Annotated in this window: 13 protein-coding genes and 1 tRNA gene; 11 read left to right on the forward strand and 3 right to left on the reverse strand. The window is 57.8% G+C overall.

From position 1 onward, the window contains the following. Positions 1 to 78: 78 nt before the first annotated feature. The gene (gene mutS / locus ACQUWM_RS07475) at positions 79 to 2,718 is read right to left on the reverse strand and encodes a DNA mismatch repair protein MutS (protein WP_407002255.1); all 2,640 of its coding nucleotides are present in this window, start codon (positions 2,716 to 2,718) and stop codon (positions 79 to 81) included. A 103-nt stretch (positions 2,719 to 2,821) separates the two neighbouring features. Here mutS and pncC point away from each other — a divergent pair, with 103 nt between their 5' ends. The 6 genes from pncC (at position 2,822) to ACQUWM_RS07505 (ending at position 9,797) form a co-directional block, all read left to right on the forward strand. Next, positions 2,822 to 3,322, forward strand: coding sequence for a nicotinamide-nucleotide amidase (pncC, locus tag ACQUWM_RS07480; protein ID WP_428921712.1), 501 nt, complete (start codon positions 2,822 to 2,824; stop codon positions 3,320 to 3,322). A 74-nt stretch (positions 3,323 to 3,396) separates the two neighbouring features. Beyond that, positions 3,397 to 4,449, forward strand: coding sequence for a recombinase RecA (recA, locus tag ACQUWM_RS07485; protein WP_428921713.1), 1,053 nt, complete (start codon positions 3,397 to 3,399; stop codon positions 4,447 to 4,449). A 27-nt stretch (positions 4,450 to 4,476) separates the two neighbouring features. After that, positions 4,477 to 4,938, forward strand: a complete 462-nt coding sequence (locus ACQUWM_RS07490; RefSeq protein ID WP_428921714.1) for a flavodoxin family protein — start codon at positions 4,477 to 4,479, stop codon at positions 4,936 to 4,938. A 155-nt stretch (positions 4,939 to 5,093) separates the two neighbouring features. Continuing rightward, positions 5,094 to 7,502, forward strand: coding sequence for a Lon protease family protein (locus ACQUWM_RS07495; RefSeq protein ID WP_428921715.1), 2,409 nt, complete (start codon positions 5,094 to 5,096; stop codon positions 7,500 to 7,502). Positions 7,503 to 7,539: 37 nt separating this feature from the next. Continuing rightward, positions 7,540 to 8,166 carry a response regulator FixJ gene (fixJ, locus tag ACQUWM_RS07500; RefSeq protein ID WP_407002261.1) on the forward strand — a complete coding sequence of 209 codons (627 nt, stop codon included), beginning with the start codon at positions 7,540 to 7,542 and terminating at the stop codon, positions 8,164 to 8,166. A gap of 44 nt (positions 8,167 to 8,210) precedes the next feature. Continuing rightward, the gene (locus ACQUWM_RS07505) at positions 8,211 to 9,797 is read left to right on the forward strand and encodes an ATP-binding response regulator (RefSeq protein ID WP_428921716.1); all 1,587 of its coding nucleotides are present in this window, start codon (positions 8,211 to 8,213) and stop codon (positions 9,795 to 9,797) included. On the opposite strand, the gene ACQUWM_RS07510 is transcribed toward ACQUWM_RS07505, so the two are convergent. Continuing rightward, complete coding sequence (locus ACQUWM_RS07510; RefSeq protein ID WP_428921717.1) at positions 9,794 to 10,666, reverse strand: MaoC/PaaZ C-terminal domain-containing protein; 873 nt, start codon at positions 10,664 to 10,666, stop codon at positions 9,794 to 9,796. The genes ACQUWM_RS07505 and ACQUWM_RS07510 overlap by 4 nt on opposite strands. Positions 10,667 to 10,896: 230 nt before the next feature. Here ACQUWM_RS07510 and ACQUWM_RS07515 point away from each other — a divergent pair, with 230 nt between their 5' ends. Further along, positions 10,897 to 11,928 carry an AraC family transcriptional regulator gene (locus tag ACQUWM_RS07515; protein ID WP_407002264.1) on the forward strand — a complete coding sequence of 344 codons (1,032 nt, stop codon included), beginning with the start codon at positions 10,897 to 10,899 and terminating at the stop codon, positions 11,926 to 11,928. A gap of 169 nt (positions 11,929 to 12,097) precedes the next feature. Next, positions 12,098 to 12,174: transfer RNA gene (locus ACQUWM_RS07520), tRNA-Asp, on the forward strand. Between the two features lie 63 nt (positions 12,175 to 12,237). Here ACQUWM_RS07520 and ACQUWM_RS07525 read toward each other — a convergent pair. Continuing rightward, on the reverse strand, positions 12,238 to 13,299 hold the full coding sequence (locus ACQUWM_RS07525; protein ID WP_428921718.1) for an AraC family transcriptional regulator: 1,062 nt from the start codon (positions 13,297 to 13,299) through the stop codon (positions 12,238 to 12,240). Positions 13,300 to 13,445: 146 nt separating this feature from the next. Here ACQUWM_RS07525 and ACQUWM_RS07530 point away from each other — a divergent pair, with 146 nt between their 5' ends. The 3 genes from ACQUWM_RS07530 (at position 13,446) to ACQUWM_RS07540 (ending at position 17,972) form a co-directional block, all read left to right on the forward strand. After that, on the forward strand, positions 13,446 to 15,515 hold the full coding sequence (locus ACQUWM_RS07530; protein ID WP_428921719.1) for an FAD-dependent oxidoreductase: 2,070 nt from the start codon (positions 13,446 to 13,448) through the stop codon (positions 15,513 to 15,515). Positions 15,516 to 15,707: 192 nt separating this feature from the next. Further along, positions 15,708 to 16,958, forward strand: a complete 1,251-nt coding sequence (locus tag ACQUWM_RS07535; protein ID WP_407002267.1) for a DNA repair protein — start codon at positions 15,708 to 15,710, stop codon at positions 16,956 to 16,958. A gap of 129 nt (positions 16,959 to 17,087) precedes the next feature. After that, entirely contained in the window at positions 17,088 to 17,972 is an 885-nt protein-coding gene (locus ACQUWM_RS07540) for an NAD(+) kinase (protein WP_127331485.1), read from the forward strand. Positions 17,973 to 17,974: the final 2 nt, after the last annotated feature.

A 17,974-nucleotide genomic window follows, 5' to 3' on the forward strand; every position in this document is an offset into this window, starting at 1 on the left:
TAGGGAGCGACCCCCGCTCCCGCAAGCGTCAGGCCGCTATAAACTTATTACTTAGATCAATCCGGCCGGATTTGCCGTCTACTTCGCCATTAATTGTTTTAGTTCGTACAGCCGGTTCAGCGCTTCCCGCGGTGTCAGGTCATCCACGTCGAGTGTTTTCAGGGCTTCCTCTACCGCGCTTGGCTCCATGCTGGCGAACATGTCCCCCTGCCATACCGGCTCATTCACCCTTGGTTCACTGACAGCTGGCGTGGCCCTGGTTTCTTCTTGCCCGCCTGCCTGTGCTGGCGCAATCGGATTCACCGGTGTGCTGTTGCCTTCCAGATGGGTCAACTGGGCCCTGGCATTGCGGATAACGTCCTGGGGAACCCCGGCGAGCTTGGCCACCTGCAGGCCGTAGCTCTGACTGGCCGGGCCGTCGTGGACGTTGTGCAGGAACACAATGCTGTCATCGTGTTCGGTGGCAGTCAGGTGCACGTTGACCGCGTGCCGCAGCTCTTCGGCCAGTTGCGTCAGCTCGAAGTAATGGGTGGCGAACAGGGTGTAGCAACGGGTTTCCTTGGCCAGGTGCTCGGCGGTGGCCCAGGCCAGGGACAGGCCGTCGAAGGTACTGGTACCACGCCCCACCTCGTCCATCAGTACCAGGCTGTACTCGGTGGCGTTGTGGAGAATGTTGGCGGTTTCCGTCATTTCCACCATGAAGGTGGAGCGGCCGCCGGCGATGTCATCGGAGGAACCCATGCGGGTAAAGATGCGGTCCACTGGCCCAATAATCGCGCGGTTGGCCGGTACAAAACTGCCGGTATAGGCCAGCAGGGCAATCAGTGCCGCCTGGCGCATGTAGGTGGACTTACCGCCCATGTTGGGGCCGGTGATCACCAGCATGCGACGCTGGGTGTCCATCAGCAGGTCATTGGGTACGTAAGGCTCGCTCAGCAACTGCTCTACAACCGGATGACGGCCTTCCTCGATATCAAAGCCCGGCATCTCACTGAACTCGGGCGCACAGAAGCGCAGACTGGTGGCGCGCTCGGCAAAGTTACTCAGTACGTCGAGTTCGGCAAGGGCCTGGGCTGCATCCTGCAGCGGCGCCAGTTCCGCGGCAACGGTTTCCAGCACCTCGTCGTAGAGGGATTTCTCCCGGGCCAGGGCGCGGCTCTTGGCGCTCAGGGCTTTGTCCTCGAATTCTTTCAGTTCCGGCGTGATAAAACGCTCGGCATTCTTCAGGGTCTGGCGACGGATGTAGTCCACCGGCGCCTGGTCGGACTGGGCGCGGCTGATTTCAATGTAGTAGCCGTGAACCCGGTTGTAGCCCACCTTCAGGGTGGTGATGCCGGTACGTTCTTTCTCCCGGGTTTCCACGTCCAGCAGGTACTGGCCGGCGTTTTCGCTGATGTTGCGCAGTTCGTCCAGCTCTTCGTCAAAGCCCTCGCGGATGACGCCGCCGTCGCGGATCACCACGGGCGGGTTGTCGATGATCGACCGCTCCAGCAGGTCAGACAGTTCCGGATATTCCCCGATGATGGACGCCAGTTTGACGATGTGGTGGGAACTGACCGGTTTCAATGCTTCCTGCAGGTCCGGCAGGGCCTGAAACGCATCCCTCAGCCGGGCCAGGTCCCGGGGCCGTGCTGATCGCAGCGCGACCCGGGCAAGTACCCGCTCAATATCCCCCACGGTTTTCAGAAGATCGTGAACCGGCTCATAGTGGAAGCCGTCCAGAAGGGCGGAGACCGCCTGCTGGCGCTGTTGTACCACGTCAACGTCCCGCAGGGGCCGATTGAGCCAGCGACGTAGCTCGCGGCCACCCATGGAAGTAGCGGTTTTGTCCATCACCCAGGCCAGGGTGTGTTGATGGCCGCCCATCAGATTGGTGTCGATTTCCAGATTGCGGCGACTGGTGGCGTCCAAGATAACGGCTTCCTCGCGGCGCTCGCGGGTCAGCTTACGAATGTGGGGCAGGGACGTACGCTGGGTTTCCCGGGCGTATTGCAGCAGGCAGCCGGCGGCACAGATCGCCAGGGTCAGGTCCTCGCAGCCGAAGCCGGTCAGGTCCCGCACCTGGAGTTGCTGGGTAATCACCCGGCGGGCGGTGTCGGACTCAAACAGCCAGGGGCCTTGTCTGCGAATGCCGGTGAAGCCTTCCAGCAGTTCCTCGTAAGGGAAGTCCTCGCTGATCAGGATCTCTGCCGGGCGCAGGCGCTGGAGTTCGCCCTGAAGGGCCTCGAGGCTTTCCAGTTCGGACACGGCAAAGCGACCACTGGAAATGTCCAGAGAAGCAAAGCCGAATTGTTCGCGGTGGCTGTGGATCGCCACCAGCAGGTTGTCGCGACGGTCCTCCAGAAACGCATCGTCACTCAGGGTGCCGGGCGTGACAATGCGAACGACCTGCCGCTCCACCGGACCTTTGCTGGTGGCCGGATCACCAATCTGTTCGCAGATGGCGATGGATTGACCTGCCCGCACCAGCCGTGCAATGTAACCTTCAGCGGAATGGTATGGAATCCCGGCCATGGGAATCGGACTGCCACCGGACTGACCGCGGGCGGTGAGCGTAATGTCCATCAGCTCCGCCGCTTTTTTGGCGTCATCGTAGAACAGCTCGTAAAAGTCTCCCATACGGTAGAACACCATTTCATTCGGGTGTTCGCCCTTGATTTTGAGATACTGCCTCATCATCGGCGTGTGCTGGGATAGGTCGGTCTGGGCTACTGACATGAAGACGTCCGGATCATTGGCTTTTTACAGAGTCGGGGATTGTAAGAAAATAGGGAGCCTCTGAATAGCTCCTAATGCTCCGGATGAAACGAGGGAGAGGATTATGTCTGTGACCGATGAACAACTCGCGGATGCCGGGAATCGTCTCGGGGATGAATTGATCCGTCAGGAGCGCACGATTGCCACGGCTGAGAGTTGCACAGGCGGCTGGGTTGCCAAGGTGCTGACTGACCGCGCCGGATCTTCTGCTTACGTAGAAGCGGGGTTGGTGACTTACAGCAATGAGGCAAAAATAAAATTGCTTGGCGTCACCGAAAAGTCCCTGGAAGAACATGGTGCCGTGAGCGAACCGGTGGTGCGGGAAATGGTGGCGGGCGCCCTGGCTGCTACCGGTGCTGGCGTGGCGGTCGCGATCAGTGGCGTAGCCGGCCCTGGTGGCGGCAGTGATGACAAGCCTGTGGGCACGGTCTGGTTTGCCTGGGGCACCGGCCCGGACGACACCGTGGCCAGGGTAGAATGCTTCCCGGGTGATCGGGATGAGGTCCGAAGACAGGCTGTTTTGTATGTACTTCAGGGCGTTACAGCGTTTCTCGGGGCTGCCTGAAAACAGGGGTTGGTCTCGCCGACGGGTTATGTTTTAATACTGTTCAAATATACAGGAATGAGGGTTTCGCACCGATGGAAGACAACCGCAAGAAAGCATTAAGCGCAGCACTGAGCCAGATCGAGCGCCAGTTCGGCAAGGGCGCCGTGATGAAAATGGGCGATCAGCCCCGTGAAGCCATCCCTGCGGTTTCCACCGGTTCCCTGGGGTTGGATGTTGCCCTCGGTATTGGTGGCCTGCCATACGGTCGGATTGTCGAAATCTACGGCCCGGAAAGCTCCGGTAAAACCACGCTGACCCTCCAGGTGATTGCCGAAGCCCAGAAGCAGGGCAAAACCTGCGCCTTCGTCGACGCCGAGCACGCCCTGGATCCTGTGTATGCCGAAAAGCTGGGCGTCAACGTTGACGAATTGCTGGTTTCCCAGCCGGACACCGGCGAACAGGCCCTGGAAATCGCCGACATGCTGGTTCGCTCCAATGCGGTTGACGTCATCATCGTCGACTCCGTTGCGGCCCTCACGCCAAAAGCCGAAATCGAAGGCGAAATGGGTGACAGCCACGTTGGCCTGCAGGCCCGCCTGATGTCCCAGGCCCTGCGTAAGCTGACCGGTAACGTCAAACACGCCAGCTGTCTGTTGGTGTTCATCAACCAGATCCGCATGAAGATCGGCGTTATGTTCGGCTCTCCGGAAACCACTACCGGTGGTAACGCCCTGAAGTTCTACTCATCTGTGCGTCTCGACATCCGTCGCATCGGTGCCGTTAAAGACGGCGACGAAGTGGTGGGCAACGAAACCCGCGTCAAAGTGGTCAAGAACAAGGTATCCCCGCCGTTCAAGCAGGCCGAGTTCCAGATCATGTACGGCAAGGGCATCTACCACATGGCCGAAGTGCTTGATATGGGCGTGAAAGAAGGTTTCGTGGACAAGTCCGGGGCCTGGTATGCCTACAACGGTGACAAGATCGGCCAGGGCAAGGCCAATGCCTGCAAGTACCTTGAAGAAAACCTGGAAATCGCCCACGAAATCGAAGCCAAGGTGCGTGACAAGCTGATGCCGAAGCCGGTTTCCAAGAAAGAAGCGGCGGCTGCAGAAGAGCCGGCGGAAGCCAATGGTGAGCTGCTTTAAGGTTCCAGCCTTTTGGGGGAGGATGCCATGAAACGACTATTAATCGTCGCTCACGCGCCTTCCCCGAATACCCTGCGATTGCGCGACGCCGTTAAAGACGGTGCCCGCCATGAAGACATCGAGGCCGTCGAGGTGGTGGTCAAAGCACCGCTGGAGGCTGGCCCCGATGATATCCTCGCCTGCGATGCCATCATCCTCGGTACCACTGAAAACCTCGGTTACATGAGTGGCGCCCTCAAGGACTTCTTTGACCGCAGCTATTACCCCTGCCTGGAACTGACCCAGGGCCTGCCTTTTACCTACTACATCCGCGCCGGTCACGACGGCACCGGCACCAACCGCGCCATCGAAAGCATCACCACTGGCCTGCGCTGGAAGCTGATCCAGGAACCGCTGATCTGCCGTGGCGACTATAAGCACGAGTTTGAGGAGCAGTGCCGGGAACTGGGAATGTACGTGGCAGCCAGTCTTGATGCTGGTCTGCTGTAACGCATGTCCGGCGTAACGATTGCAGAAATCTTTGGTGGGAACGCGACATAGCGGGCGGCAGATTCTACAATGACCGGCCATGGAACTAACCCGTTTGGCGTTTCACACCCGAAGGGGGGATCGCCAAAGCATTCAGACCGTTACAGGACCGAACCTTGAAGTCACTGTCCCTGCATCAGCTATACAAAGCCTGTGTCCTAAAAGATCTGCCATTCAAGACCACCCGGCAACTGGAGCCGTTGGCTGAAATCGTTGGCCAGAACCGGGCCCAGGAAGCCGTCCGTTTTGCACTGGCCATGCCCCATAGCGGTTACAACGTCTATGCCGTCGGCCGTAACGGCTTGGGTAAGCGCACCATGATGCTCCGGTATCTGGAGCATCATGTGGACACCGAGCAGAGTAGCCATGACTGGTGTTACGTGGCCAATTTCGAGGAGCCCCGCATACCAAAGCTGCTCCGTTTGCCCGCAGGCAAGGGCAATACCCTGAAACAGGATATGGAGCGGCTGATGGGGAGGCTGATGAAAATGATCCCCCAGACGTTTGACAGCGACAGTTTCCTGGAGCGCGCGGAACAGCTCAAGAACGAGTATGGAAAAAAGCAGGAAGACGAACTGGAAAAAGTGGCCAGCCAGGCCAGGCGCAAGAAGGTCAGCCTGACGGTCTCGACACCGGGCGGTTACCGCTTGGTGGCAATGAATGGAGACGAACCCCATACCGCTGAATCGTTCAAGGAACTGACCGATGAGCAGCGCGACAAGTTCGAGGACTCTATCAACAAGCTTGAGAAAAAGCTGCGCCAGGCGCTGCGTAAACTGGCGGACTGGGAACAGGAGTATGCCGAGAAACAGATGGCTCTCAATCAGGAGACTCTGGAGGGTATTTCCGGGCACCAGCTTGATGAGCTGATTGCCAAGTACAAGGATTTGCCAGAAGTAGTGGCTTATTTCGAGGCGGTGCGCGCTGATCTGGCTGAAAGCCTGGATATCTTTCTTGAAGACAATGAGGAGCAGGCCGCCATTGCCTACGCCTCTCTGGACAAGAAAATGCCCCGCCGCTATCTGGTCAACGTGTTGGTTCACCAGAAAAACGATGAGGTTCCGGTGGTGGTGGAAGACAATCCGACCTACCACAACCTGTTCGGTTATGTGGAGAACGTAACCTACAAGGGCACGGTGTTTACCGACTTCTCCCTGATTCGGCCGGGGAGCCTGCACCGGGCCAATGGCGGCTACCTGTTGATGGATGCCATCAAGGTGCTGGAGCAGCCATTTGTCTGGGACGGGCTGAAGCGGGCATTGCGTTCCAAATCGATTCAGATCAATTCCCTGGAGCGGGAAATGACCCTGTCCGGAACCATTTCCATCGAACCGGAAGCCGTTCCCCTGGACGTCAAGATTGTACTGTTCGGTGACCGCGAAACCTGGATGCTGCTGCAGGATTACGATCCCGAGTTTGCCGAGCTGTTCCGGGTTACAGCGGATTTCGAGAACGAAATGTACCGCACCGATGACAGCCAGCTGCTGTACGCCAAGTTCATTGCCAGCCTGGTCAACGAGAAGAAGCTGCTGCACTGCAACAACAAGGCGGTGGCGCGGATCATCGAATACAGTGCCCGTATGGCCGATCATCAGGATCGGCTTTCACTCCACGCGGCGGACATTGCCAACCTGCTGCGGGAATCGGATTTCTGGGCCCGTCAGGCTGGAGCCCGGCTGATTCAGGATGTTCATGTGGAGCGTGCGCTGGAGAGCGCGAAGTATCGCAGCAGCCGTATCCGCGATCAGTTCTATGATTCCATCCGGGACGGTTCGACACTGGTGTCCACGACAGGGACTTGCGTCGGGCAGGTCAATGCCCTGTCGGTGCTGTCCACGGGTGGTTTCGAATTTGGCTTATCAAACCGGATCACTGCCACCTGCTATTATGGTGATGGCGCGGTGATGGACATTGAACGGGATGTCAAACTGGGGGGGAATATCCACTCGAAAGGGGTGATGATCCTCAGCTCCTGGCTGGCAGCCCATTTTGCCATCAATGATCCCATGCATCTGTCTGCCAGCCTGACGTTCGAACAGAACTATGGGGAAGTGGATGGTGACAGCGCTTCTCTGGCAGAGTTGTGTGCCCTGGTGTCCGCTTTGTCCGGACTGCCGGTTCGCCAGGATCTGGCGATTACCGGCTCGGTGAACCAGTTTGGCGAGGTACAGCCGATTGGTGGCGTCAACGAGAAGGTTGAAGGTTTTTTCCACACCTGCCAGCTCAAGGGCGGCCTTACGGGTGCCCAGGGGGTGGTCCTTCCGGCTACTAATGTGCAGAACCTGATGTTGGACAGCGAAGTGGTCCAGGCTGTACGTAAGGATCAGTTCGCGGTTTATTCCGTCAGTCGTGCGGAGGAGGCGATCACATTGCTGCTGGGTAAACCCGCGGGCAAGGCCGATGCCAAGGGCCGGTACCCGAAGCAGAGTGTTTTTGGCATTATCCAGCAACGCCTCGAAAAAATGCGCGAGCATGAGCGCCAGGAGCACGCCCGGGATGATCACAAAGATCCGTCAATCCACTGACCGGACAAGATAATAAAGGACAGGAGAGTAAGATCACATGACTGATATCCAGCAAACCGTTTACGTGGTAGAAGATGACGAAGCCGTCCGTGACTCACTGGAGCTGCTGCTCAAGTCCGACGGCAAGCCGGTAAAGACCTACGAGAACGCCACGGCTTTTCTGCGGGATTACTCCGAGAAAATGGCCGGTTGTATCGTGCTGGATATCCGCATGCCGGGGATGGATGGCATGGAGCTTCAGAAAAAGCTCAATGAAAAACACTCCATTCTGCCGATTATTTTTGTGACCGGTCACGGTGATGTGCCCATGGCGGTGGATGCCATGAAAGAGGGCGCGGTGGACTTTATCCAGAAGCCATACCGCGAAGAGGCGTTGCTGGAGAAAATTGAAGCCGCTCTGGAGCAGGATCTTGAGCAGCGGAAATCTCTGGATGAGAAGCAGGAAATCATCAAGCGCATCAAAAGCCTGACGCCCCGGGAACATGAGATCATGGACCGGATGATCGAGGGTCAGGCCAACAAGGTGATCGCCATTGAACTGGAAATCAGTCAGCGCACTGTCGAAATCCACCGCTCGCGGGTGATGCACAAGATGGGGACTCACTCCCTGGCGCACCTGGTTCGTATGGTTCTGTCCGTAAAGGACCTTATCGACGCCCGCTGAATAGGCCGGCATGATACGGTTAACATTTCAACCGGCCTGTTTATATGACTGAAGCTGTCAGCGAGACCGCAGAGGCGACGGTTCTGCTCGTGGATGATAATCCGCAGAACCTGAAAGTCCTCTATGAGACCCTGAAAGACAAAGGCTATCGCCTGCTAATCGCCAATGACGGCGAAAAGGCCCTGGACCTGGCACACCGCCACCAGCCAGAAGTGATCCTGCTGGATATCATGATGCCGGAGCTAGACGGCTATCAGGTGTGTGAGCGATTGAAAGCCGATCCGGTCACCTCTGACTGCGCCGTTGTATTCCTGTCGGCCCTGGATGATGTCCAGGCCAAGGTGAAGGGGTTTGGTCTGGGTGGTGCAGACTATATATCCAAACCGTTCCAGGCTCAGGAAGTCATCGCACGGGTAAAGACCCACGCCCGCGTTATCCGCCTCGAACGTGAACTCCAGGAGCGTAACCGGCAACTGGAGAGTGACCAGGCCCGCATTCTGAACTCCATCAGTGAGGGCATTTACGGCCTGGATGCCGAAGGCACCATCGTTTTTGCCAACCCCGCCGCCGCGCTGATCGTACGTACCCCGGCGGAAGAGTTGATTGGCCGTAATTTCTTTGATCTTCATTGCGCCGACGTTGGTGCGGGTACCTCGCAGCATCCGGTGCAGTCAACCTGTCGCCAGGGGATTGCCGAGAACCAGAGAAATATTGTCATGGGCCGGCCCGATGGGACGTCGTTTCCCGCCGAGTACCGTTCCACGCCCAAGCTGGATGGTGAAGAGCTTCGTGGTGCTGTGGTCGTGTTCCGGGATATCACTGCCGAGCTGGAAAGCGAGCAGGCGCTGGAAGACGCCAGGGCGATTGTTCAGGAGCAGCGGGATCAGCTGGCGCACGCGTCGAGGCTGTCCACCATGGGCGAAATGGCCGCCGGCTTTGCCCATGAGGTCAACCAGCCGCTGACCGCCATTACCAATTATGCCCGTGTCGCCAAGCGCATGATGGCCAAAGAAGATCTGGACCGGGACCTGCTTCAGGAAACCCTCGACAAGATTGAGGCTCAATCCCATCGTGCCAGCGAAATTATCCGCCGTATCCGCCGTTTCATGAAGAAGCCGGCGACCGGTAAGGAAACCCTGTCCGTACCGGCGTTGCTGGAGGATACCCGGCAGTTCGCTGAGGTGGACATGCGCAACAACGAGGGTGGAATTGAAGTCACGGTGGCGGATGACGTGCCAGACGTTCTGGCGGACCCGATCCAGGTGCAGCAGGTGGCCCTGAACCTGATTCGCAACGCCCTGGAGGCCACAGGTAGTGCCGGTTCCTCGGCTCCGGTGGAGGTCTCGGCGGCCATGACAGGCAGTAGCTGTGTGCGGATAGAGGTGAGGGACTACGGCACGGGCCTGCCGGAGGATGCCGAGGAGAAGCTTTTCCTGCCTTTCTACTCAACAAAAGACGATGGCATGGGCATTGGCCTTTCCATGTGCCGCTCGCTGATTCAGGCCCAGGGTGGCGATATCGGGTTTGAAAGGCCGGAAGATGGTGGCGCCCGCTTTTTCTTCACGTTGCCCGTTGCGGGCGCCGAGGGGAATCCCTGTGAGGTTAATGAACTCACCGAGCGGGGCGCTTAGCCCCAGGTGATGTTCCCGGTCAGGTGGGGTGCATCGCCCTTTGCGTTCAGTAGCTGGTAGTCCCAGTTACTGTCACCGGTTTGCCAGTTAAGCTGGGCCGTGCCCGGCAGAAACAGCGGTTTCTTGAACTGACAGGCCACCGATACGGCTTCATGTTTCCAGCCCGCCTGCTGCTCCAGCAGTGCCAGAACCTGTGCCTTGCTCCACATGCCATGGGCGATAGCCCGGGGGAACCCGAACGCCCTGGCCGTCAGTGCATGCAGGTGGATGGGGTTGCGGTCCCCGGATACCTTGGCGTACTGGCGACCAATGGATTCCGGCGCATTGATGTTCAGGGTGTTGGGGTAACGCTGCAGCTCCGGTGGTTTTCCGGGGTTTGTTTTCTCACCCTGTTGCGGCTGCCGGAACAGGTTGGTGCTGACTTCTTCCCATACCAGCTTTCCGGCTGAGCTCACTTCCGTGACCAGGTCAAACTCAAGTCCCTTCGCTCCCTGGTTCTGTCCGTCCAGTCGGACGTCGATGTCCAGAGTTTCGCCAATTCTGATGGGTCTGTGCTGCGTGATGGTGTTGCGCAGGTGGACCAGGCCCAGCAAGGGCAGGGGAAAGGCTTTCTCGGTCAGTAACTTCAGGTGAAGCGGAAACGCCAGTATGTGGGGCCAGGTGATGGGGGCGTGGGTTTGTGTCGCAAAGCCACATACCTTCTGGTAGCGTTTCAGGTTATCGTTGGCCGTACTGACGCCCACCAGGCTCGACCTGAGGCCGGGAATTTCCAGGTCACCGCTGGCTTTCTGGCCTTTGGGCAGTATGGCCTTGCCATACAGTGTCCAGAGTGAAGGTGGACGGCTCTGGTAGACAGACACATCGGACATATCGTTAAATCTCCAACACTTTGAAACAGTTAGATTCCAATTGGTGACCAAAAAGGTGAGATGTGTAAACAATCTGGTACAACTGTGCGCATCTGGCCTGATATGCTCTAATATAAGACCAAGGTATAAAGTCTGGCAAACCCGGCCGGATTCGGCATTGACTTGGTTCCCGGTGGGGTTTGTCCCATGGGCCAAGGCGGTTTTCAAACACAACTATAAAGCGGGATGTTATGCAGGAACTTCGTGACGCAGGAGTGATGTTGCGCCTGATCTATGAGGCGATGAAACGGAAGGGTATCGACACAGATGCAATATTCAGCCGGTTGGGTGTGGACGAAAAGTACGTATACACCGACCAGCTAAGAACACCCCATAGCGCTCAGGTTTACTTCTGGCAGGCAGTAGAGGATGTTTCCGGTGACCCTGATATCGGTTTGCATCTGGGACAGTTACTTCCCGCCTACAAGGGACAGGTGCTTGAGTATCTCTTTCTGAGCAGTCCCAACTTTGGTGAAGGCCTGCGCCGGGCTCAGAACTATCAGCGTCTTCTGAGTGACGCCGCCAACACCGACTTCTTCATTGAAGGTGACAACGCCTGCATGGTGCTGGACGCCGCGTCCGAGGAGATTAGTCGCCTCAAGCATTTCAACGAATGTTTCGTGCAGGGAATGATCATCTTTTTCCAGTCGATTACCGAAGGGGAATTCCAGCCATCCCGCATTGAGTTTGAGCATCAGCGTGATCGTGGGCAGGATCATGTGGCGGAAGTGCTGGGATGTGATGTGGTCTTCGGAGCCGAGGAAAATCGACTGTATTTTCCGGCGGCGATGCTGTCCCATGCGTCACCCCATGCTGAGCCGGAACTGCTGGACCTCCATGAGCGATTTGCCAGTGAGCAGGTGGCTCGCCTTGAGAAGAAAGACATCGTCGGCCAGGTCGAGCGCATCGTGGCGGAGCTACTCGATAGCGGGGAAGTCACTCTGGATGCGGTGGCCGAGCGGCTGGGTATCAAGCCCCGTACGCTTCGTACCCGGCTGACCGAAGCCGAGACCAGCTTTAATCAGGTGCTGGCGGATTTCCGTTACCGGCTGGCGCGTCAATTGCTGGCGACCACGGACGAATCCATTGATGAGATCGTCTACCTGACCGGTTTTTCCGAACCCAGTACCTTTTACCGTGCGTTCAAGCGGTGGTCGGGTATGACGCCGATTGAGTACCGCAAAACCGCGCAGGGCAAGGATGCGATGATTGATGCCATGTAAGGCATCCATCTTTTTAAAGTTTTTTGGAAAAAATCGTTGACATAAACGGGGGCCTCTTTATAATGCGCCCTCGTTGTCACCAAGCAGTCAGGCCCCTGACTGTGATGAGCGGAACAAGCTGATCTCAAACGAGAAAGTGATGTTCAGTTCGGAAGGTGATAGCCAACGCGGAGCGGTAGTTCAGCTGGTTAGAATACCGGCCTGTCACGCCGGGGGTCGCGGGTTCGAGTCCCGTCCGCTCCGCCATTTTTCCTTCCCTGATTTGATCTCCGTTTTTATCCGTTATCTGACATTCCTGAAATACGCTTTTCAGCGTATGCCTTTGACTCTCTGTTCCTCATGGAACTGCTTGCGGTGCTCACCCGGGCTGATGTCAAACCAGCGCTTGTAGGCTTTGTGAAAGGCCGCCGGATTGGCGAAGCCGAGCAGCCAGGCAATTTCCGCCAGAGATGTCCTGGTTTCCCGGATATAGTCAGCCGCCAGTTCCTTTCGTGTTTCATCCACCAGTTCCCGAAACCCCGTCTGTTCCTCCGCCAGTTGCCGTTGCAGAGTCCATGGGGCCGTTCCAAGACGGGTTGCGATGGTTTCCAGTGAGGGCGTTTCCCCTCGCAGTAAGGGTGTCAGAAGGTCCCTGACCTTGTCTCCCGTCGTCCAGCCGTGGCGTATTTTCCGCAACGCGTCTTCACATTGTCGCACCAGGGCGGCATGAACGGCGCTTTGTGCGTCCCTGGAGGGAAGGTGGAGTATGTCCGGGGCAAGGGTAATGCTGTTGCTGTCAGCACCAAAGTAAACCGGACAGCCAAACCAGTCTTCAAACTGCGCATCCAGGCCAATGGACGGGTACTCGATGGTTACCCGTTCAAGAACCGTCTGCTGGCCGCTGATGGTGCGTACAAACTGGGTCCAGGCAGCCAGCACTGAGTCGACCACAAAGAAGTTGAACACGTTGTAGGGGCGTATGGAGTAAAAATGTGCCTGTTGCCCGCTGTGGCTGGTATGTGAGGCGCCCCGGCTATTGTGGCTGGTCAGCAGGCTGTAGCGGATCAGGGTGGTCAGCGCCTCCCCGATGGTGGCGTCGCACTGGCCGGCCAGCCCGGCGATACCGGCATCCACCGGGCGGCTCAGTGTGCCCATGGTCAGGCCAATCGCGGGCTGACCGGTCAGTTCAATGGCGGCCTGCCCCAGGCGCATGAAGCGGGGAATGCTGATACGGGCATCCGGAGATGCCAGGGCCTCGTCGTTGAGGCGGAATCGCTCAAGCAGGGGGGCGGGGCTTTTTCCCTCTGCGGCAACGGCTCTCATCAGGACTGAAACGTAAAGAACACTGATGTCTCCCAGTGAGTTACGGCGTCGGGCTGATGTCGCTTCCATGATGGCTCTTCCGGATGTGTTATTTGAAGATATCAAAATGTAATTCGGGGATATTGTTCATTGCAAGGTGCATCGGTAATTTAGCCTCATCAAAAGGGCTGGCATTGGTTTTCGATCAGCCCGGATAAATACTGAGGAGAGAGATTATGACCGCAGCATCGACCCCCGGCGTGAAGAAATACCCGAACCTTCTGGAGCCACTGGATCTGGGCTTTACCCGTTTGCGTAACCGCACCCTGATGGGGTCCATGCACACGGGCCTGGAAGAAGCGAAGCACGGTTTTGACCGCCTGGCTGCCTTTTACGCCGAGCGTGCCCGGGGCGGGGCTGGTCTGATCGTTACCGGTGGTATCGCGCCCAATGAGGAAGGTGGCGTGTTCCAGCACGCGGCCAAGATGAGCACCGAGGAAGAAGCGGACCGGCACCAGGTAATTACCCGGGCAGTCCACGAGGCGGACGGCAAAATCTGTATGCAGATTCTGCACGCGGGGCGCTACGCCTATGCCCCGACGCTGGTGGCACCCTCTGCGATTCAGGCGCCGATCAACCCGTTCAAGCCGAATGAGCTTGATGAGGCCGGTATCGAGAAGCAGATCCAGGATTACGTGGATTGCGCTGCACTGGCACAGCGTGCCGGTTACGACGGCGTAGAGGTCATGGGTTCCGAGGGATATTTCATTAACCAGTTCATCGTTTCCCACACCAACCATCGTACGGATCGCTGGGGTGGCAGTTACGAAAACCGCATCCGCCTGCCGATTGAAATCGTGCGCCGCGTTCGCGAGCGGGTAGGTAACGAATTTATCCTGATCTATCGGCTGTCGATGCTTGACCTGATTGAGGATGGCAGCACCTGGGACGAGGTGGTTCATCTGGCGAAGGAAATCGAGAAAGCCGGTGCGACCATTATCAATACCGGTATCGGCTGGCATGAAGCCCGTGTACCGACCATTGCCACTTCGGTGCCCCGTGGCGCGTTCTCCAAAGTCACTGCACGCATGAAAGAAGAAGTGTCGATTCCGCTGGTGACCACTAACCGTATCAACATGCCAGATGTCGCGGAGAAGATTCTTGCGGAAGGCGATGCGGATATGGTTTCAATGGCTCGTCCATTCCTTGCCGATGCGGATCTGGTGCAAAAGGCAGCGGAGGACCGCGCGGATGAAATCAATACCTGTATTGGCTGCAACCAGGCCTGTCTGGATCACACCTTCGGCGGCAAACTGACCTCCTGCCTGGTGAATCCGAGAGCCTGTCATGAAACCGAGCTCAGCTATGTGAAGACGGCGTCTCCGAAATCCATCGCGGTGGTCGGTGCCGGCCCGGCAGGCCTGGCGTTTGCGACGGTGGCTGCGGAGCGCGGGCACAAGGTGACCCTGTTTGATGCGGGGAGTGAAGTTGGTGGCCAGTTCAATGTGGCCAAGCGTATCCCCGGCAAGGAAGAGTTCTACGAAACCCTGCGTTATTTCCGTGTCATGCTGGATAAGCACGGTGTGGATGTTCGCCTGAACACCCGGGTCGACGTGGATGCACTCAAGGCCGGTGGTTTTGATGACGTGGTCCTGGCCACGGGTGTCGAGCCCCGCACGCCGGAGATCGAAGGTGTCGATCATCCCAAGGTGATTGGCTATCTGGATGCGCTGCTGGAGCGTAAGCCGGTTGGTCAGAAGGTAGCGGTGATTGGCGCCGGCGGCATTGGCTTCGACGTATCGGAATTCATCGTTCACAAAGGTACGTCCGCGGCGCTGGACCCGGAGCACTTCATGCGGGAGTGGGGTGTGGACCTCAGCGTTGAGCACCGTGGCGGCATCAAGGGGGTAACCCCAGAGGTGCCCGAGCCGGCGCGGGAAGTCTATCTGCTTCAGCGCAAGGTCTCGAAAGTGGGCAAGAATCTGGGCAAGACCACCGGCTGGATACACCGCACCTCCCTCAAGAATCGTCAGGTACAGATGGTGCCGGGGGTGACTTACCGCAGGATTGATGATGAAGGGCTGCACATCACCGTTACTCCAAAGGGGGCGGAGCAGGGCGAAGACAAGCTGTTGCCGGTAGATACCATTATCCTCTGCGCTGGCCAGGAGCCACTGCGTGAGCTGCAGCAGGGTCTGGAATCCGCCGGGCTTCCGGTTCACCTGATCGGCGGCGCCGACGTTGCGGCCGAGCTGGATGCCAAACGTGCTATCGACCAGGGTAGCCGTTTGGCAGCGGAGATCTGATCACAAAACGTTTCAGTTTTTCGCTGTTCCCCGTCGCCAGTCTGGCTAGACTATTATCCGGAAGTCTGTCAGTTTGAAATTTCGCCCCGGGCCCAAGTGCCCGGGGCGAGGGCGCCGACTTCAACAACAATGGAACACCTACGGGGTGTTGGGCGTGTTGATGTCAGGTTTCGGAATAGCGGGGAGTCAACAATGGTGTCTGCCGACCAGGCAAGCGATGGTTATTCGGCGGTGTTTTTCATGGACGGCAGCAATGTGTCGCGGCAAATGCGCGCGACCGAATTCGGCGCCTTCCTTGATGGGTATGTCGGGCTGTCCGATCTTGCGGAAACCGATGTAAAGGCAGTCCTGGTGGATCTCGCCGGGGACCTACAGGTTCAGTCGCTGGTGTTTTTCCGCATCTATTTTGATGAGGAAGGGCGCGCGGATAGCCACTGGAATGTTCCTATCGAAAAGCTTGCTCTGGAGGGCGCCAAGGGGCCCGATATGGGCGCCGGGCCCATTCGCCTGGTGTGTCGTAGTCAGTGCCCGGATCCGTCGTTCGCAGAGGAACTCTGGGACCCGGACATGACGCCGGGTAGCAACCACTTCCAATCCATTCGCAAGGCGGTGGAAGCCAACTCCCTCAAGTTTCGCAAGATTGAACCTGCCCAGGAAGAAAACATTCCGGTGCTTGCGGCGGAATCGAATGCGGGGGAATCATCGTCCGGCTCCGGTGATCGTGCACGGCTGGCCCAGTTGATCCGGGAACAGCGTCTGCGCATCAAGACCCTCCAGAGTGTTCACCGGGATTCGTTGTCGGATATTCAGCGTGAGCATCGCCTGGAAATGCAGGCGCTACGCAGCGAGATGTCGGCGTTGGAGCAGAAGTATGAGCGCCAGCGCCTGAGCAACGAACAGCTCAAAAAACGGCTGGCGGAGAGAAACGAACAGTACCTCACCATGCAGGAGCAGATAACCCAGGGGGCGGAGCAGGACGTTCGCAAGGACGCCAACTCCGACGCCGAGATGGTGTTGCTCCGCGAACAGCTCGAGCGCAAGCAGCGGGAACTGGAACTGCGGGATGACAAGCTCGTGGCTCTTGAGCAGGAGAACTATGAACTGCGGCACCGCGAACCGCCGGAAAACTCCGTGATGGAGCACCTGCAACGCCAGTCGGTCTTCCTGGTGGCCTACCACGCCGGTGTTGGGCACCTTACCCTTCCTTACGATGACATTGAGACCTATTTCAACAACCCGGTGGCCTACGCCGCAGAACGGTGTGGTCTCAACGAGCCCGCTTATCGGGAGTGGCTCGAACATTACGAAAACCCGGTGTGCCTGCATCAGGGGGATGACGGCAAGGCCTGTGGCGAGCCGGTCATGCGTGTGAGCCAGCCTGCGGACTTTCGTGCGGGGACGGACGACCGTTGTGAGAAACACCGGGAGCCGGTTACGGCGTGAGCCGATTTTGTATCCCGGGGCGACTCTTTTTTCAGTATCGGTGTGACTTTCGTTAAACTGTCTCAAGATCGTCACCGGGTCCCGTCCTGAAACCGGCCCGGCTCCATTCCCGACACCACAGGAAGCTACATGGATCAATTCAGGAATATCGGCGTGATTGGCCGTATGGGCAGCGTCAAGGTGGTGGAATCCCTGCGCCAGCTCAAGCAGTACCTGGTCAATAATCACTACCACGTCATCATCGAGGAAGACACGGCCAGCATGCTGCCTGGCCACGGTCTGCAAGTGGCCAGCAAAAAGCTGCTGGGTGAGATCTGTGACCTGGTGATCGTGGTGGGTGGCGATGGCAGCCTTCTCGGAGCTGCGCGGGAGCTGGCCAAATCAAAGATCCCTTTGCTTGGGGTCAATCGTGGCCGCCTGGGGTTCCTCACCGATATTTCTCCCTCTGACCTTGAAGAGCGTCTGGGAAAGGTGCTGCAGGGCGAATACATCGAGGAAACCCGCTTCCTGCTGGATGGTAATGTGGAACGCAATGGCCAGCCACTGGGGTTCGGGACCGCACTGAATGACGTGGTGCTGCATCCCGGCAAGTCCACCCGAATGATCGGGTTTGACCTGTTTATTGACGGACATTTCGTATATAGCCAGCGTTCGGATGGCCTTATTGTGGCCACTCCGACGGGGTCGACCGCGTATTCATTATCCGCCGGCGGGCCTATCATGCATCCCAAGCTGGACGCCATCGTGCTGGTGCCCATGTTCCCCCATACCCTGAGTAGCCGGCCCATCGTGGTGGATGGCAAGAGCGAGATCAAACTGGTTATCGGTGAAACCAATGAGACCTATCCCCAGATCAGTTTCGATGGCCAGATGAACATTGCCTGTGCCCCCGGAGACATCATCCGAATCACCAAAAAACCCTTCAAGATCCGTCTTATTCATCCTACGGATCACAATTTTTACGCCACATGCCGCGGTAAGCTGGGCTGGGCCAGTGAGATTGCAGCGAGTTGAGC

The sequence above is a fragment of the Marinobacter sp. DUT-3 genome (assembly GCF_050379435.1).
In the GTDB taxonomy this organism is placed as follows: domain Bacteria; phylum Pseudomonadota; class Gammaproteobacteria; order Pseudomonadales; family Oleiphilaceae; genus Marinobacter.